At 59.6% G+C, this 16,097-nt stretch carries 17 protein-coding genes; 5 read left to right on the top strand and 12 right to left on the bottom strand.

Annotated elements, in window-relative coordinates; all coding sequences use genetic code 11:
* Position 1 precedes the first annotated feature (1 nt).
* The 3 genes from QYL91_RS01745 to twy1 all read right to left on the bottom strand — a co-directional run bounded on the left by QYL91_RS01745 (position 2) and on the right by twy1 (position 2,979).
* Positions 2-550, bottom strand: coding sequence for a peptidylprolyl isomerase (locus QYL91_RS01745; protein ID WP_302081663.1), 549 nt, complete (start codon positions 548-550; stop codon positions 2-4).
* Positions 551-611: 61 nt separating this feature from the next.
* Positions 612-1,880: a PH domain-containing protein gene (locus QYL91_RS01750; RefSeq protein WP_302081664.1), complete on the bottom strand. Its 1,269-nt coding sequence runs from the start codon at positions 1,878-1,880 to the stop codon at positions 612-614.
* A gap of 118 nt (positions 1,881-1,998) precedes the next feature.
* Positions 1,999-2,979 (bottom strand): 4-demethylwyosine synthase TYW1, encoded by a 981-nt coding sequence (twy1, locus tag QYL91_RS01755; protein ID WP_302081665.1) that lies wholly within the window; start codon positions 2,977-2,979, stop codon positions 1,999-2,001.
* A gap of 127 nt (positions 2,980-3,106) precedes the next feature.
* Here twy1 and argS point away from each other — a divergent pair, with 127 nt between their 5' ends.
* Positions 3,107-4,864: an arginine--tRNA ligase gene (gene argS / locus QYL91_RS01760; RefSeq protein ID WP_302081666.1), complete on the top strand. Its 1,758-nt coding sequence runs from the start codon at positions 3,107-3,109 to the stop codon at positions 4,862-4,864.
* Here the strand turns inward: argS and QYL91_RS01765 are convergent, their stop codons facing one another.
* On the bottom strand, positions 4,865-5,668 hold the full coding sequence (locus tag QYL91_RS01765) for a MinD/ParA family ATP-binding protein (RefSeq protein WP_302081667.1): 804 nt from the start codon (positions 5,666-5,668) through the stop codon (positions 4,865-4,867). It abuts the gene before it with no gap.
* A 735-nt stretch (positions 5,669-6,403) separates the two neighbouring features.
* Between QYL91_RS01765 and QYL91_RS01770 the strand changes: the two genes are divergently transcribed.
* The 3 genes from QYL91_RS01770 to QYL91_RS01780 all read left to right on the top strand — a co-directional run bounded on the left by QYL91_RS01770 (position 6,404) and on the right by QYL91_RS01780 (position 9,032).
* A complete protein-coding gene (locus tag QYL91_RS01770) occupies positions 6,404-6,562 on the top strand; it encodes a hypothetical protein (protein ID WP_302081668.1) in 159 nt (52 codons plus the stop codon).
* Positions 6,563-6,896: 334 nt separating this feature from the next.
* Positions 6,897-8,096, top strand: coding sequence for a hypothetical protein (locus QYL91_RS01775; RefSeq protein WP_302081669.1), 1,200 nt, complete (start codon positions 6,897-6,899; stop codon positions 8,094-8,096).
* A gap of 81 nt (positions 8,097-8,177) precedes the next feature.
* Positions 8,178-9,032: an FkbM family methyltransferase gene (locus QYL91_RS01780; protein ID WP_302081670.1), complete on the top strand. Its 855-nt coding sequence runs from the start codon at positions 8,178-8,180 to the stop codon at positions 9,030-9,032.
* A gap of 16 nt (positions 9,033-9,048) precedes the next feature.
* Here the strand turns inward: QYL91_RS01780 and QYL91_RS01785 are convergent, their stop codons facing one another.
* Positions 9,049-10,023 (bottom strand): tyrosine-type recombinase/integrase, encoded by a 975-nt coding sequence (locus QYL91_RS01785; RefSeq protein WP_302081671.1) that lies wholly within the window; start codon positions 10,021-10,023, stop codon positions 9,049-9,051.
* The gene (locus QYL91_RS01790) at positions 10,020-10,592 is read right to left on the bottom strand and encodes a hypothetical protein (protein ID WP_302081672.1); all 573 of its coding nucleotides are present in this window, start codon (positions 10,590-10,592) and stop codon (positions 10,020-10,022) included. Before QYL91_RS01790 ends, QYL91_RS01785 begins: the two co-directional genes overlap by 4 nt.
* 10 nt (positions 10,593-10,602) lie before the next feature.
* On the opposite strand from QYL91_RS01790, the gene prf1 reads away from it, so the two are divergent.
* Positions 10,603-11,862 carry a peptide chain release factor aRF-1 gene (gene prf1 / locus QYL91_RS01795; RefSeq protein ID WP_302081673.1) on the top strand — a complete coding sequence of 420 codons (1,260 nt, stop codon included), beginning with the start codon at positions 10,603-10,605 and terminating at the stop codon, positions 11,860-11,862.
* Positions 11,863-12,034: 172 nt separating this feature from the next.
* On the opposite strand, the gene QYL91_RS01800 is transcribed toward prf1, so the two are convergent.
* The 6 genes from QYL91_RS01800 to QYL91_RS01825 are packed head-to-tail and all read right to left on the bottom strand — an operon-like array spanning position 12,035 to position 16,038.
* Positions 12,035-12,427 carry a DUF6276 family protein gene (locus QYL91_RS01800; protein WP_302081674.1) on the bottom strand — a complete coding sequence of 131 codons (393 nt, stop codon included), beginning with the start codon at positions 12,425-12,427 and terminating at the stop codon, positions 12,035-12,037.
* A gap of 36 nt (positions 12,428-12,463) precedes the next feature.
* Positions 12,464-13,156 carry a V-type ATP synthase subunit D gene (locus QYL91_RS01805; RefSeq protein WP_302081675.1) on the bottom strand — a complete coding sequence of 231 codons (693 nt, stop codon included), beginning with the start codon at positions 13,154-13,156 and terminating at the stop codon, positions 12,464-12,466.
* Between the two features lie 26 nt (positions 13,157-13,182).
* Positions 13,183-13,398, bottom strand: a complete 216-nt coding sequence (locus QYL91_RS01810) for a hypothetical protein (protein WP_302081676.1) — start codon at positions 13,396-13,398, stop codon at positions 13,183-13,185.
* 52 nt (positions 13,399-13,450) lie between these two features.
* Positions 13,451-14,491: a Brp/Blh family beta-carotene 15,15'-dioxygenase gene (locus QYL91_RS01815; RefSeq protein ID WP_302081677.1), complete on the bottom strand. Its 1,041-nt coding sequence runs from the start codon at positions 14,489-14,491 to the stop codon at positions 13,451-13,453.
* Positions 14,482-15,216, bottom strand: coding sequence for a lycopene cyclase domain-containing protein (locus QYL91_RS01820; RefSeq protein ID WP_302081678.1), 735 nt, complete (start codon positions 15,214-15,216; stop codon positions 14,482-14,484). The genes QYL91_RS01815 and QYL91_RS01820 overlap by 10 nt, the downstream gene beginning before the upstream one ends.
* Positions 15,217-15,267: 51 nt before the next feature.
* Complete coding sequence (locus tag QYL91_RS01825) at positions 15,268-16,038, bottom strand: bacteriorhodopsin (protein WP_302081679.1); 771 nt, start codon at positions 16,036-16,038, stop codon at positions 15,268-15,270.
* Positions 16,039-16,097 lie beyond the last annotated feature (59 nt).

Genomic DNA, 16,097 nt, shown 5'->3' on the forward strand with positions numbered 1-16,097 from the left:
GCTAGTCGTGGATTTCGACCGAGTCGATGGTAATCGGCGTCGTCGGCGCGTCGTGCATGTCGGTGTTGGCGTTGCCAATCTCTTCGACAACGTCCATGCCGTCAGTTACCTCACCGAAGACGGCGTGTTTGCCATCGAGGTGTGGCTGGGCGTCGAGCGTGATGAAAAATTGCGAGCCGTTGGTGTTTGGCCCGGAGTTTGCCATGCTCAGGATGCCCGGCCCGTCGTGGGTCAGGTCGTCGTGGAACTCGTCGTCGAACTGGTAGCCGGGGCCGCCCCGTCCCGTCCCGGTGGGGTCGCCGGTCTGAATCATGAAGTCCTCGATGACGCGGTGAAACTCCACGCCGTCGTACAGCGGGTCGATGCGCTTCTCGCCGCTCTCGGGGTCTTCCCACGCGCCGGTCCCGAGACCGACCTCGGTGTTCTCGTAGTCGTCGGCGCCCTCGGCGAGGCCGACGAAGTTCTCGACAGTGGTGGGGGCGCGCTCGTCGAACAGTTCGACCTCGATGTCGCCTTCAGATGTGTGTATCGTCGCAGTCAGGTCACTCATGTCTCTGGAGAGGACGGCGGCAGGCAAAACGTTGGTGATGGGCGTCGAGACGGGAGAGAACCTAGTCGGCTATCTGCGCTCGAAGGTCCTCGAGGCGGGCCGCGAGTGCGTCGGCGTCGCCCGCCTGGAACTGGGTCGCGAGCCGGCGGGCCATCACCACCTGCGCTGCAGCCCCCCGGTAGTGGTCCGCTGCCTGCTGTGAGCGGTCGGCTTCCCGGTGGGTGCCAGCCGTCGCTTCGAGACGGTCCGCCAGTCGGCAGCGCTCGCGCACGACGTTGGCGGCGGCCCACTCGACTTGCGCGCGGAGGGCCTCTTTCTCCCCGTCGAAGTCGATGGGCATCCCCCACCCGGAGACCAGCGCCTCGCGATAGTGCCTGAATGTATCCTCCCAGGCGACCACAGCACGCTCCGGCGAGTCAGCAGCCTGCGCACGCTCTAAGGACTCCTCGGCCAGGTCGAGCGGGTGCGATTCGAGGTCCTCGATTCGGTCCTGCAACTCCGAGAGCGCAGACTGAATCTCGCCGTCGAGGTCGAACCCATCCTCGACAGCAAGAGAGAGGGCCCGCTCGAAGTGCTCGCGGGCTTGCAGGAGCGTCGCGGCCGCCTCGTTGTACTGGCCAGCCTTCGGCCGAACGGTCGCCGCCTCGAGGAGGTCCTGCCCGCGTTCGAATCTTGCTTCCATCCAGGTACGGTCCAGTTCGGTCTCGACGCGCTCGTAGCGCTCTTCGAGGGGCGTCTGAAACGTCTGACTGGCGTCGTCGATACGTGTCTCGGCGGTCTGGAGGTTCGACTCGACAGACGCCTCGGCCTCCCGAGCGTCGTCCATCCGGCCCTCGTGGACGTACGTCTCGATAGTCAAGATGTGCTGTCTGGCGTCCTGGAGTGCAGCGACGACACGGTCCCAGGACCGGCTTCCCTTCGTGGCGAACTCGTCGACCTGTTTTGCCGTCTCACGCTGTGCAGGACGGAACGAGTAGGTCCCCCGTCCCCACACGCGCACCGAGAGAGTCGTCCGCAAGATCCCGCTGTCGGCGGTGACGTCCTTGACGTCGGTGTAGGGTATGTCGGCCGTCTCCAGTCCCGAGCGGGTATCGACGACGAAGACGAGTTTGCGGTCGGTCACTGCGAGCAACAGTCCCCCGTCGTCGCTCCCCCGTTCGTACGTGTCACCGCCCATTTCGTCGTGCGTAAGGCTCCCGTTGCTGGTGAGTTGGTACTCGACCGTTTCCGTCGCTTCGAGGCGCGACTCGAGTGCCTCGACCATCCGCTGTTTCGTCGGTCGGTCCTCGCCCAGCAAGCGAGAGCGGAGTGTACTAGCTTTTTGAGCCATCGGTCTCCCCCTTGTCAATGAATTAGTGTATGTCTCTGATAAACATTCCCCTATCTCGGGAATGAGATGCCGATATTCGGGCAGTCGCGATGTCGTCTCCCCCGTACTGACGGGTTTCTCAGTGCCCAGCGACCGAATCGCGCGCCCAGAACTCGCTGGATTTCTCCAGTTTCGGCACCCACGTCTTTTCGTCGCGGGAGAGCATCGCCACGCGGGAGGCCTCGACCTCTTTGAGTTCGTCGTGCTCGGGAAGATACTGCATAAGGTCCTCGGCGAAGGCCCGGACGTCCTCGTGGTCCGGCATCGACCCCCGGTCTAAGCGGCCCTGGGAGTGGCCGACGTGCATGTACGCTTTCAGTTCGACGAAGTCGGCGTCGGCGCGGTCACACATCGCCGCGTACCACTCGGGGTGGTGCATGTTGTGCCCGTCGACCAGCGTCGTCCGGATGACCGTCCGGGTCTCGTCTTTTCCGGCGAGAACGTCCAGCGTGTCGATGAGGTCGTCCCAGGCGTCGTCCTCGACTGCCTTGACCGTCGCGTCGAAGGTCTTGCGGTCGGGTGCGTCCACGGAGACGTACAGCTGGGTCGGGTCGCACTTCTCGAGTACTTCGGGCTGGGTCCCGTTCGAGACGAGGAACGTGGTGATGTCGCGGTCGTGGAACTCCTCGATGAGTTCCGGCAGATACGGATACAGCGTCGGTTCGCCGTCCAGCGAGATGGCGACGTGGCGGGGTTCGAGGGCCTCCTCGAAGCGCTCGCGGGGCACCTGGTCGTTGCCGCCAAAGCCCGAGAGGAGCTTCGTCTGGAGTTCCAGTGAGGCGTCGGCGACGGCCGCGGGGTCGTCCCACTCGACGTCGCCCAGTTCGTAGGCGTGGCCCTGGTGGTCCCGCCAGCAGAAGACACACCGCTCGTTGCACTTGACGACGGGCGTCATCTGGATACAGCGGTGTGACTCGATGCCATAGAAGATGTTCTTGTAGCATTTCCCCTCACCGCGAAGGGCGTTTTTGGTCCACCCGCAGGTCTGGGCGGCCGTGTGGTTCTCGCTGTGGTAGGCCGGGTCGTCGACCTGTTTTGGACCCCCGTCCGATTCACTCATTGCTGGGTAGTGGGACACCCAGCGGCAAAAGCCCGCTGCTGTGTGCCTGTACGGCAGCGACGAGCACAGCGGGTGTCCCGCCAGTCGAACCCGTTATCCCTATACCGGGCGCTCGGAAAGAGACGGTATGTTCCTCACGATGCGCGCGGAGGTCGAGGACGCCCTAGAGGACACCCTCACAGCCCTCGACTTCCCGACCGACGACCTCGGCATCGAAGAGCCACCGGCCGACGTCGACGCCGTGCTGGCGTCGAGTGTGGCCTATCGGCTCGCCGGTGAGGCCGGCGCACCGCCACCGCAGGTCGCCGGCGAAGTGGCAGACGAAATCGACGCCGACGAGTTGACCTACATCGACAGCATCCAGACACAGGGACCGTACGTGAACTTCCTGCCGAGTGCCCGCTACTTCGTGGACACCCTCGACAGCGCACAGGCCGACGACTACGGTCACCTCCCGGACAGGGAGACGAGCGTCGTCGTCGAACACACCAGCGCCAACCCGACCGGCCCCGTCCACGTCGGACGCGCGCGCAACCCTATCATCGGCGATGCCGTCGCCCGCGTCCTCGAATACGCCGGGTACGACGTCGAACGCCACTACTACGTCAACGACGCCGGCCGCCAGATTGCCGTGTTCACCTGGGCCTACGAGACGTTCGACGAATCGGACCTCCCGGAGCCAGAGCGAGACGCCCCGGAATACGAGATGGTTCGCTACTACCGGAAGGGCAACAGTTTCCTCGAAGAGGCAGACCCAGACCGCGTCGAAGCCGCCGAAGACGAGATTCAGTCCATCCTCCAGGGCCTCGAAGCGGGCGACGAGGAGACCTACGAGCGGGTCAGCGAAGTCGTCGACACCGTCCTCGGCGGGATGCGCGAGACGCTCGAACGGCTCCCCGCCGAGTTCGACGAGTTCGTCAAAGAGACCCGATTCATGCGGGACGGCTCGACCGACGACATCGTCTCGCGGCTGAAAGAACTCGACGGCGCGGTGTACGAGGAGGACGCCTGGCAACTCACCTTCGAGGACATCGAGAAGAACCTCGTCTTCCTGCGCGCCGACGACACCTCGCTGTACACGACGCGTGACCTCGCCCACCACGAGTGGAAGTTCGAGAACTACGACGAAGCGGTCACCGTCCTCGGCGAGGACCACAAACTTCAGGCCGAGCAGCTAAAAGCTACGCTGGACCAGCTCGGCCACGACACGGACCGCCTCTCGACGGTCCACTACTCGTGGGTCAATCTCCCCGAAGGCGGTATGAGCACCCGCGAAGGAACCGGTATCGACCTCGACGACCTGCTCGACGAAGCCATCTCGCGAGCGCGCCAGGAAGTCGAAGACCGCATCGGCGACCGCATCCGCAGCGACGAACTCGACGAGGACGACATCGAACGCATCGCCCACCAGGTCGGTATCGGGGCCGTCCGCTACGACATCGTCTCCAAACAGCCGACCAAGGGCATCACCTTCGAGTGGGAACGGGCGCTGGATTTCGAAGCCCAGTCTGCACCGTACGTTCAGTACGTCCACGCCCGGGCCTGTGGGATTCTCGACGAAGCACGCGCGGCGGGCCACAGCGTGCCAAGCGGCGACGCCGTCGACGCCGATGCGCTCGTCGCACCCGAAGCGGAGGACCTGCTACGGACCATCGCACGCTTCCCCGCAGTCGTCGAGGAGGCCGCAGACGAACTCAAACCCCACGTCGTCGCCACGTACACCCGTGACTTTGCCGAAGCCTTCAACGCGTTCTACCGGGAGTGTCCCGTCCTCGATGCCGAGGAAGAAACGCGGGCGGCACGGCTGGCACTCGTCGCTGCGGCACAGACGACAATCGCGAACGCACTCGACGCGCTCGGTGTCGAAGCGCCCGACTCGATGTAGTCAGCCGAAGAATCCGAACCGGCCGCCGGAACTCTCCTCTTCGACGTCTTCCTCGTCGTCGACGAACCACTCCTCGTCGACCACCAGGTCCGCGTCACTGGGCGGGACGTCCTCGAAGAAGATGTCTTGCAACACGGCGGCGAGCTGTCGGTACGCGTCTGCTGCCACGCTATCTGCGGCGTTGAACACGAGCGGTTCGCTCGCGGTTGCGTCGGAGTCGGCCGGAATGACACCGAGCAGCGGGAACTCGAAGTCGTCGGCGATGCCTTCGACGTCGGTGTCGTGGGTCACCCGACAGACGAGTCCTCCGATGATGGTGCCGTCGACGCGCTCGGCCAACTGGGCGGTCTTGACAGTGTCGGCGACGGCCACGTCGTCGGGGGTCGTCACCAGCAGGATGCCGTCCGCGAGGCCGAGTGGGACCGTCGTCTCGTGGGACAGTCCCGCGCCGGTGTCGACGAGCACCACGTCGTAGGCGACACGGAGCGTCTTGATGACCTTCCGGAGTTTCGCGGGGTCGGCATCGGCGAAGGCCTCGAGGCTCTGTTCGCCCGCGATGGTCGTCACTCCACCCTGAACGTCGGTCAGCGCGTCGGTGACAGTCGCGTCACCGGCGAGAATCTCGTGGATGCTCCGGTCGTGGTCGATGCCGAGCATCTCGCCGAGGTTTGCCATCCCGAGGTCGGCATCGACGACGACCGTATCGTACCCGTTTGCCTCCATCGCGGCCGCGACGTTGACTGCCGTCGTCGTCTTCCCGACGCCGCCTTTCCCACCTGCAATCGTACAGACGTACCCGGCCATCGTTAGTTAGTGTAATAAAACACGGCGAGCGGTATAAACCCGGGCGTCTTCACACCACACAGCCATCGCGGCCCGACTGACACGTCCGCGACACGACGAAACGCGAGATGGCCAGAAGCCACAGCGACGGCCTGCCCGGAATTCGAGGTTCCGGGGGATTTCGGGAGGTCAACAGTTACTTACACGCCGTTCGCCAAATGAAGGTGATGAGCGAGTCCGACGCCGAGCAGACGGACAAACAAAAATACGAGTTCTCGTTTCTACAGTAATCTTCTGTATTACGATTCGAGCGTGTTTGGCCGTCGTTCGAGCAGGCAGGATTTTTTATATCGCAGAGATTCGAGGGACGGCACAGGGAAGGCCACCCGAATCGCGGAAATTGGTGCTGAAATAGTGGGAGTATATGGATTCTTAATGGTTCTACACACTCGATGGCAGGTGAAGACCTGTTATCCCCGCTAATACCCATATATGGAAATAAGGCGGGGAACCACTCAGACCCTTGCAGAAGGTGGTCTTATCGACCATCGCTGGTGATTTCGGTGTTTGGAAACTGATTATGACCAGAAAACTACCCCAAATGACCGAAAGATTTATATACTATAAACACGTATATTTATACGTTGCGGTTTAGAGCAACGATTGCACTCACCTATCATTACGAGTAGGTAGTGAAATGGGAACCTCTTATTTGGGTTTCCGTTTTGTGTCTATCAGTTTCAGGTACTACGAACTATGACCGAGAAAGTTTATATTAACCTCACGCCAGAAGAGCGTGAGACACTTTATAAGGCACTTGACGCAGAGTTTTCAGAGAATCGAATTACCGCAGGTGGATATGTGCGGTATCTTGCGGAAAACCGTATGAAGGAAATCGGAGAGGTTGAAGGATGAGCGGAGAGATGAACCGCGTTATTATCCCCTGCTCCGATTCCGACGCACAAGCGTTGAACGACGAGTTTTCGGTGGATGAGATGAGACAAATCCTGTTCGATGCTTATAAAGAGCGTCAGGAGACGTCTGACGGAGAGGAGGGTGAGTTGGCCTCCTACTCTCGTGTCGAAGAAATCCGCTCTGACGGGTCTCTCACGCCTGCTGAGCGGAAGCGTAGGGAATTGCTCTGGCAGAGACGTAAGGGTAGATGACTACTTATAAAGGAGATTTGAGTCGCTCTTTTGATTTCCGTCTCTGTCCGTCTATGTGCGGAATTTGCGGCTCGTGATATTTCTTGAGCGCAACATCATATCCATCGAATCCACAGACAGTAGGGGTACAGACACCATCGAACGAGCAACTGCACAGGCTCTCTGTCGAGGCAGGCAGTTTTCTCGGGTTAGATACTGGCGACTCTCTCCCCGTCGAGGAGGTGATTGCACAGGGTGAGGCACACGGATACGAGAGGCGAACGGTTCGGCGTTTCCTCGATGACGCAGGACTCGGTGACGCGAGTGAGATACCTGTCCCACCGAGAGGCGACGTGTTCGGGCAACTATGGGCGCTCGAAGATTCCGCTCACGATAACACTGTGTCGAGCGCGAAAAGTTCACCCTCGCCCGATACAGAACCGCTCGATTCAGATGACGACTTCCTCGCCTTGCAGGAACCCATCGCTCTCGACCGAGAAACGTGTCACTCTGTATATGTCGAAGACGGGGAACCGCTATCGGCAGGAGAAGCTGTCGAGCGATACGTTGAGGAACGACGGGGTGAGAACACTTCCGCCGATAGATACGGATTCGAGAGAGGCCGTCAGTGGCACGACAGGCGGAACTATGCTCGCGGGAAGGAGATGGACAGGCAACTACTGGCGGAGTATGAGAACCCGACAACTGCCCTCCTCTCCCTGCGAGTCGAGCGAGCGGTTCCCAACAGGGTGAGCCTGTTGCGAGAACTATCTGCCGCCCTCGAATCCACCCTTGACGCCCTGCGTTACAGGCTCGACAAGCACACAGACAGGTGGGAATGGCTGTTGGTGCTGGCAGGGACTCGCCAATATGCTACGCCTCACGCTCACATCTATGTGTGGGCGGAGGGCGATATACTACGAGAGGCGTTTCAGCCTGTCGTACAACGGTTTGTCGAATCCTGCGAGTATGCGCCTGCCGATGGGCGGGGGAATCCAGCAGAGGGCGGTACGGTTCGTATCAGGGGTACGGAACAAACTGATACGATTCCACGGACGGAGGATGGAGAGAGCGCAGGAGCAACCTACGCCCTCGCCCAGCTCGCACACCTGCCAGAAGTGGACTCGATGGACTTTGATGCGCTCCTGTGGGCTTCGACAGTGAGGGCGGGCAAGGGTGTCCACCACTTCCGTAAGTCGAGTTACGACGTCTGGGACGAGGATGAGGAACCTGAAACAGAGGAAGCCGTTGATGATTTTCCTGCGAACACAGTGTTATCTCGCCCTTCGCTCAGTAGCCTATGAGGATGACCACACCCGATACTTTTATTCCATATCATTTTATAGTCCTTCCAGATACACGACTATATACAACAGTCAGCATATATGAGTCAAAACAAACTATCAAAAAGTAAAAAAATTGTGCAAGAAGAAGGGTATATATCATTTCTTAAGAAATCTTTGGGTTACATTCTACCATCGTCAATGAGTTGTGAATTGATGCTTTTATTAAATGAAAGAAGTATTGCATTGCCTGATAGAAAGGGTAGTTGGAATATATATGAAATACCGAACTTAGAACGAAATAGGAAAATTCCAGCTGTTACTGAGACATTATCCGGTACCCATCTGGGGTCAGACAGGCATACAAATATGTTAAAAAGAATGTATACATATGATGATTTTGTTGAAGTAGAAAAGAATGATATAGTGGTTGACGTTGGGGCATATGTAGGAGGTTTTTCATTCTACGCAAGCCAATTAGCAAGGGCTGTTATTTGTATTGACCCATTTGCTTCAGTTGATGATTCGCTTCGGACAAACACTTCAAATTTAGAAAATGTATCTGTCGTTCCAAAAGCAGCTTTAGACAAATCAGGGAGCATCACGATTAATCTCTCAAAAAGACCGAGCAAAACATCAATACTCTCTCCTAAAACAGGTAGTAATAATAGGTCAGTGCAAGTGGCCTCTGACACAGTTCCTAATATTGTCAGAAACCAAGGGTTCGAGAGTATTGATTATCTAAAAGTAGAAGGTGAAGGTGTTGAACCAGAGATTCTCAGAGGGGCATTAGAAGACCGAATGTCCATTAAGAAAATTGCTGTTGATGCTGGGCCAGAGCGAGATGGAGAAAAAGTGATTGATGAATCAATTCAAATTTTGGAATCAAACGGATACAGCTGTAAAGTAAAGGATAGTTCTCCATACTGGGGAGAAAATATTGTATTTGCAAAGTGACGGCAAAGGTGTGTGATTAGTCGTCGGTCGCTGGCCCACGTTCGAGGAAGGCCCGTTTCTTCCGTTCCTTGTCATCGTGTAGATATGTTGAAGTAGTAGTTTCTGCGTCGGCGTGACCCAATGCCTGACTCAAAGTATAAACGTCCCAACCATTGTCTAAGGCGGCCATAGCGAATGAGTGACGCAGTACGTGCGGTGTCACTGTGTGCAGTTCGTGGCCGTCTGCGTTCCGTCCATACACCTCCTGCAACTCGGCCCTGTCTGCGGCTTCTCGTACCACTTCCTCGACCGTCTGACGGGTGATGTTCTCGCTGTGCGACGTGGGAAACAGATACTCGCTCTCGTCGGCGTAATAGACTGCTGGCCGTCTCTCATCAAGCCATACATCCATCAGTAGGTCAAGCGAAGGCTGGTAGTAAACCGCTCGATTCTTTCGACCCTTTCCCCGTATGTCGATTTTCCGCTCCTCTCGGTCAACGTCGTTCAGTCGGATGTTACAGAGTTCGGTAACTCGCAAGCCCGTCTGGAAAAGTAGCCGAATAATCAACTCGTCTCGAAGACGGTCGGTATTCCGCGCCAGTTCGTCTACCTCCGCCGGTTTCAGGTACTCGACATCTTCGCGGGTTTCTCGGCTCTTGAAGGTACCCGAATCCTGTGGGGTGTAGTCGGCCTGTTCTGCGGGAGTTCCGAACCGTCCCCACTCGCTGTTATCACCCTCAATCCTGCCAGCCTGAATCAGTTTGTTGAGTTCGTCGTATGCGGCCACTAACGCGGCCTCTCCTTTCCCGACGCTACTGGCGTTCGTGTATCTCTCGTCAAGATGTGCCAGCCAATTCTCTACGTTGATTACGTCGGCCTCCTCGAAGGCACTACCACGGTCTTGAAGCCACTCGCGGAAGTCCCGAATCTTGGCGACGTACTGCATAGCAGTCTGCTCTGATTTGTTGTTTTCGACTCGACGGATTACGTGCTGAAAGTCATCGTCGTTCATCGTCCCTTCCTCCAGTAATACGTCCGGTTCTCGGGGCCACCACTGACACGCCTAACCTGTCCCGTCGTCTCGCGCAGATGTGTGAGTGCCTCCTCTATGTCCGCCGTCTCTGCTCCGAGTTGTCGGGCGATTTCGTCAGGCGTTACCGCGAAGTCTGGCGGGTGTTTCTGTGCGATATGTTGCTCGCTCGAATCTTTGCTCGCTCCCGGTTCAGGAACCTCAAACACTTCGCCCTCTGGCGGTTCGGGTAAGGTGTTGAACGTGGCTTTCTGTATGTCGTAGTTGGCTTCCGCAGATTTCACGCCTTCTATGGCCGCGACACGGGTTTCGACGTCGTCTATGGCCGTCTCAATTTTCCGAAGGTGGGTGAGGATTTCCCCACTCGCGCCTGCGCTATCATCGTCCGAGCGACGTGTATCAACATCGTAAGCCCCGCTAATCTCCTTTTGGACGGAGAGGCGAATCAGGTGGGAAATGCTATCGACTTCGGCGTTATCTTCGACGTATGCCTCCCATTCTTCAGCCTTCGATTCGGGCACCTTTACTGTCTTGGTGGTCTTCTCTACCATAAGAACCACTATGGCCTCCGACGATAAAAGTAATACGGAACAATACTCAGATAAGCATAAATACGAGTTCCGAAAGGTCATCGAGGAGCTCAAAGAGTACCACGGGTCCGGGACACAGCTAGTGACCATCTACGTCCCGGAAGAGCGTATGATTAGCGACGTCGTCGCCCACGTCACGCAGGAACACTCGGAGGCGAGCAACATCAAGTCCAAGGACACCCGGACGAACGTCCAGGACGCCCTGAAGTCTATCAAGGACCGCCTGAAGTACTACGACGTGAACCCCCCAGAAAACGGGATGGTTCTCTTCTCGGGTGCAGTCGACGCCGGCGGCGGCCAGACTGACATGATTACGCGGGTTCTGGAGAGTCCACCCCGGCCCATCGAGTCGTTTCGCTACCACTGTGATTCGGACTTTCTGACCGAACCACTCGAGGAGATGCTGGCCGACAAGGGCCTCTTTGGCCTCGTCGTGCTCGACCGACGCGAGGCAAACGTCGGCTGGTTGCGCGGGAAACGCGTCGAACCCGTCAAGTCGGCGTCGTCGCTCGTGCCCGGGAAACAGCGCAAAGGGGGCCAGTCCGCACAGCGGTTTGCCCGCTTGCGTCTGGAGGCCATCGACAACTTCTATCAGGAGGTCGCCGGCATGGCAAACGACCTGTTCGTTCCCGACCGCCACGAGCTAGACGGCATCCTCGTCGGCGGTCCCTCGCCGACCAAAGACGAGTTCCTGGACGGCGACTACCTCCACCACGAACTTCAGGACATGGTCCTCGGGAAGTTCGACGTGGCTTACACCGACGAGTCGGGGCTGTACGACCTCGTCGACGCCGCCAGCGAAGTGCTGGCCGAACACGAGATGCTCGAGGACAAGCAGGTCATGGAGGAGTTCTTCGAGGAACTCCACGACGGCGACCAGGCCACCTACGGCTTCGAGCAGACCCGCGAGAACCTCGTGATGGGAGCCGTCGACCGCCTGCTTATCAGCGAGGACCTCCGGAAGGACGTGGTCGCCTACGAGTGCAGTCAGGGCCACGACGAGCGCGAACTCCTCGACCCCAACGAGTCGACACCGACACACGCCTGTTCGCGCTGTGGCGAAGAAATCGAAGACGGCGAACGCGAAGACGCAATCGACCACCTGATGGAGATTGCAAACCAGCGGGGCACCGAGACCATCTTCGTCTCGACTGACTTCGAGAAAGGCGAGCAGTTGCTCAACGCCTTCGGCGGTATCGCCGGCCTGCTCCGGTACTCGACCGGTATCTAACTGGTCGTCGTTTGGAGTTCTCTCGGCCAGTCAAAACGGGAGAGGGGGTGTCGAGGGACAGTGTCACCTGTGACGGTGAGTTCAGGTTGGGAGCGACGCCTCGGGGAAAGCGTCGCAAATAGGGGTAGGAGAGCCAGCAGTAAATGGACTATACCAAATAGATTCGGTACGTCTAGATGAGCTGTTCGAGCTGGCGACGGCGGCCGGCCAGGTCCGTCTCGGGGGCGAGTTCTGGGTCGCGTGCCAGTCGGTCGAGGACCAGCAGTGGGTCGGTCCCGGCACGTTCGACCGCACCGAGCAGGTCACTGATTTCCTCGCGGTAGAGTGCCAGATTCGAGAGCAGACCGACGAGCAACGCCATCGGCAGCGCCGCGTCGGGGTTCGACGGCATGGCGTCACTCAACCGCTGGAAATCGGGAGGCTCTGCCGGCGGGTCGGCGGCCGGATGCATCGCCAGACAGTGCGTACAGAGTGCGATACCCGTCTCCTCGCCGGGGAGGTCCTCGCGATACTGCGCCGGGACGGTGACGGCGAGCGTCTCGCTCCCGCAGTCGGGACAGTCCATGCCAGAACGTGGGTCGCCAGCGAGAAAAAGGACGGGTCAGTCGTCGGCGGGAACGGGCTCTTCGGCTTCGTCCTCTTCTTCGGCCTCGCGCTCGGCTTTCTCCTCTTCTTCCTTTTTGGCCTTGATCTTCTTCATCCGGAAGATTTCCTCGCGCTCTTGCTCTTCGAGTTTCTGCTCGATGTATTCCTGGTTGTCCTTGAGGTCGGGCAGGAGCTTGAACTCCAGTGCGTTGACGCGGCGCTTGGTGGTCTCGATTTCTTCGAGCATCTTCTTCATCGCCGTCTCGACCTCGGCCGCGAGGATGATGTTCTCGAGGAGTTGCTCGTAGGCGTCGGCGGCCTCGTCGATGCGGGCGCTGGTTCCGAGCACGCCGTAGCCACGCTCGTCGAGGTCTTTCCGGACCTTCGAGGACTCGATTTGCGGGACGACCACGCCCATGATGTTTTTCGACTGGGTGGTCAGTTCGGGGTGTTCTTTGAGCGCGGCGGCGGCCCCGCGGACGGCCACGTCACCGTCCATCGCGCGTGCCATGTCGATGGCTCGCTGGGCACGGTCGTAGCTGTCGTCGAGGTCTTCACGGACGTCCTGGGCCTGGTCCAGGATGTCCATAAACTCCATGATGAGCCCGTCGCGCTTTTTCTCCAGCGTGTCGTGACCCCGCTCGGAGAGCTCGATGCGGTCCTCAATCTGCATCAAGTTCTTCCGAGTGGGCTTGACGTCCTTAGCCATTGCCGGGTACTACCGGAGCCACTCAGTTAATCCTTTTCAGTCTCGTCGGCACCGTCGTCCGCCCGGTTGTAGTACCACTTCGAGAGATAGAACACGCCCGCCGCAGCGACCCACATCGCCGCGACCGGCGTCGTGACCCCCTGAATCGTGTAGAACTGGTAGGTACTGATGCCGAGCAACAGCAAGATGAGAACCAGAAATGAGTTGCGAGCACTCAACAGGACGATGTCGTCTGCAGCCATTGTCCCCCCCTACCGCCCGCGGAACCGTAACCTCGGGGGTTCTCGGCGACACTCAGTCGTCGGGCCAAGACCAGATGTGCTGTTCCCTGTCGAGTATCGTGACGACGACGGTGTGTGGCAGCGTCAGCACGGCGATTCCGACCAGATACAGCCCGGTCGCACCCGAAAGCGTCTCGACGGTCCCGCCGGTGCCCCACCAGAGCCCGCCGATAAAGGCAAGCGCGATAACCGTCGGGACGGCCGCCTCGAGTGTGAACCGACCGAGCGGCGGGAGCCAGCGCCAGCCAGCGAGGTCCGCGACGGACCGCTCGTCCAGCAACACGACCCGCGCGATGTGGCGCACGGAGTGCCACAGGCAAAAGTAGGTCCCCACAGCCAAAATCGGGGGTACAGCCAGGAAAAACACCCACAGGAAAGTCGTCTCGGCGGCGTCGAGTCGCCAGCGCCGGCGGTCACGCGCGCGGGCGAACCCGCGCGCGAGCGCAATGATGGTGATAGTGCCGAAGATACCAGCCAGTGCCAGCCGCGGTTTGGCATCGAAGAGCCACCACGCCGCCGTCGAGCCACCGAACGGTTCCACGAACGTGTCCACGACCGTCCGATACGTGGCCGGAAACCCGATAAGGGGGACGAGCATCGGCAACCCACCCCGGACGACGACGGTCAGGGCCTGCTGTGGGAAATCGTCGATGTGGTCGGTCCGAAAGAGGTCCCGCAACGCATAGAGGTCGCCCTGCCCCCAGTGAAACCAGGTCAGAGCGATGAAAAACGTCGCCGCGACGACCGGGAACAGGAACCACAGCGCCAGATAGGCGAGGCCGGCGACCAGATACAGCACGGACACGTCGAAGACACCGCGCAGGTCGACGTGGCCGGTCCGGGCACGCGGCAGGGCGACGTAGTCGACGGCGCCGTGGGGCATCCCGAAGACGACGACACTCGCCACGAGCGGGAGATAGCGGACCGTCGGCGACAGTTCGCCGACGAGAAGTGACAGGGGCACCAGCGCAGCGAGGGGGAGCCACCCGACGAGTGCCGCTGCTTTCCCCAGCGCCGCTCTGGCCGTCTGGTCGTCGACTGTCTCTATCCCCATCGTGCAATCACCCACCGGAGCAAGACCAGCGCCTGCGCGACAAAGAGTGAGGTGACAAGAAAGAAAACGCCCTCTTCGAGTGGCAGTCCGCCGACGGTCAGCCCCGTCGAGTACGTCGACGAAATCGTCCACAGCCCCCACTCGATGGCGAGCCGGTCGATACTCGACAGGTAGAGCACCGGCACGGCGACCATCACGACGAGGCGCCGCCAGATAGTTCGGAGGTAGCGCCAGCCCACGCCCCACTGGAGTGCAAAGACTGGTCCGGACCAGGCGAAAATAGCGCCCATGTAAAACATCGATGCGGGACCAAGAAGGAAGGCCACGCCGACCAGCGTCACGGCGACGCCCGCGAGCACGCCGACCAGTCGGTCCCGCCAGGAGTGGCCGACGGTGGGGTCGACGGCACCGTCGTGGGAGAACGTCCAGACACCGACCAGGACCGACTGGATGATGACAAAGAGGTACTCACCGAGTGGCATCTGCCAGATGCGCGTCGCGACGACGCCGTCGCCGTACCACCAGACGCCACGCGCGATGAGGTAGTTGTCCCACGGCGTCGTGTACACGAGCGCGAGTGCCACCATGAGCGCGAGCGCGCCCGTCTGCAGACCAAACGGGGCGCGAGTCGGCCGCCAGGAGACGACACTCCCGACGACGAGCACCGAAAGCGGGAGCCCGACGAAAACGGCGAGAAACTGGAGATAGGTGAGTTGTGAAAGCATAGACTCCCGGATGTAGTTGTACGAAAACCGCGATGGTTGTAACCGATGCGGTTAGTCGGCGGCTTCGGCGCTCGCGCCGGTGGTCACCTGGTCCAGTGCTTCACGACTGGACAGCAGGATGATACCGAATCCGATCTTTGCCGTCAGGTCGAGCACCGCAAACCCGGCCGTTTCGATACCGAGACCAGGGAGAACACTGAGTCCCTCGGTCCCGATAATCCACCAGATGGGGTAGATTGTCCAGATGACGACGATGAGGTTTCTGAGTGTTTTGAACGTCGAGGCTGCCTGCCCGCCCAACGCGTTGGCCTTGTCGGTGAGGCTTCCGAACAGCAGGTACAGCAGGACCACCATAAAGGCCGTCGAGATGGCCCACCAGACGATACGCTGGGCACCCGTTCCGAGGGCACCAATCGACCCGGCAAAGTCACCGGTCAACGTCGCGAGCACGCCGGTCCCAATCATCGCGGCGTCGAGACCGACCAGCGTCGCCAGTTCGTTCCGCGTCGCTCCGGCGAGCAACCCGAGGTCGAGCAACAGGAGTGGCGTCGTGAAGAACCAGTCTGTGTATCTGGCCCAGTAGATGACCTTCGCCTCGCCGTCTACCATGACTTCTGTGACACCGTACCCCAGCGCCATCGCCAGATAGTTCACGAAGGCTATCGCGGCGATGAATATCGTCACGATGAAAAACTCCTGCATCCGCTCGTTTTTCTCTCCCCAGCCTTTCGCGATGAAGTACAACATCCCGATGAACATTCCCGCTGTGCCAACCCACAGCGACGCTTCGACCAGTCCACTGATTTCGCTAGCTGATACCATACGTGATAACCTAGGGAGAAGACGCCCCTAAGCAACTTGCCTCATTATTTGGGTAAGTC

Source organism: Salinibaculum rarum, assembly GCF_030505615.1.
In the GTDB taxonomy this organism is placed as follows: Archaea; Halobacteriota; Halobacteria; order Halobacteriales; family Haloarculaceae; genus Salinibaculum; species Salinibaculum rarum.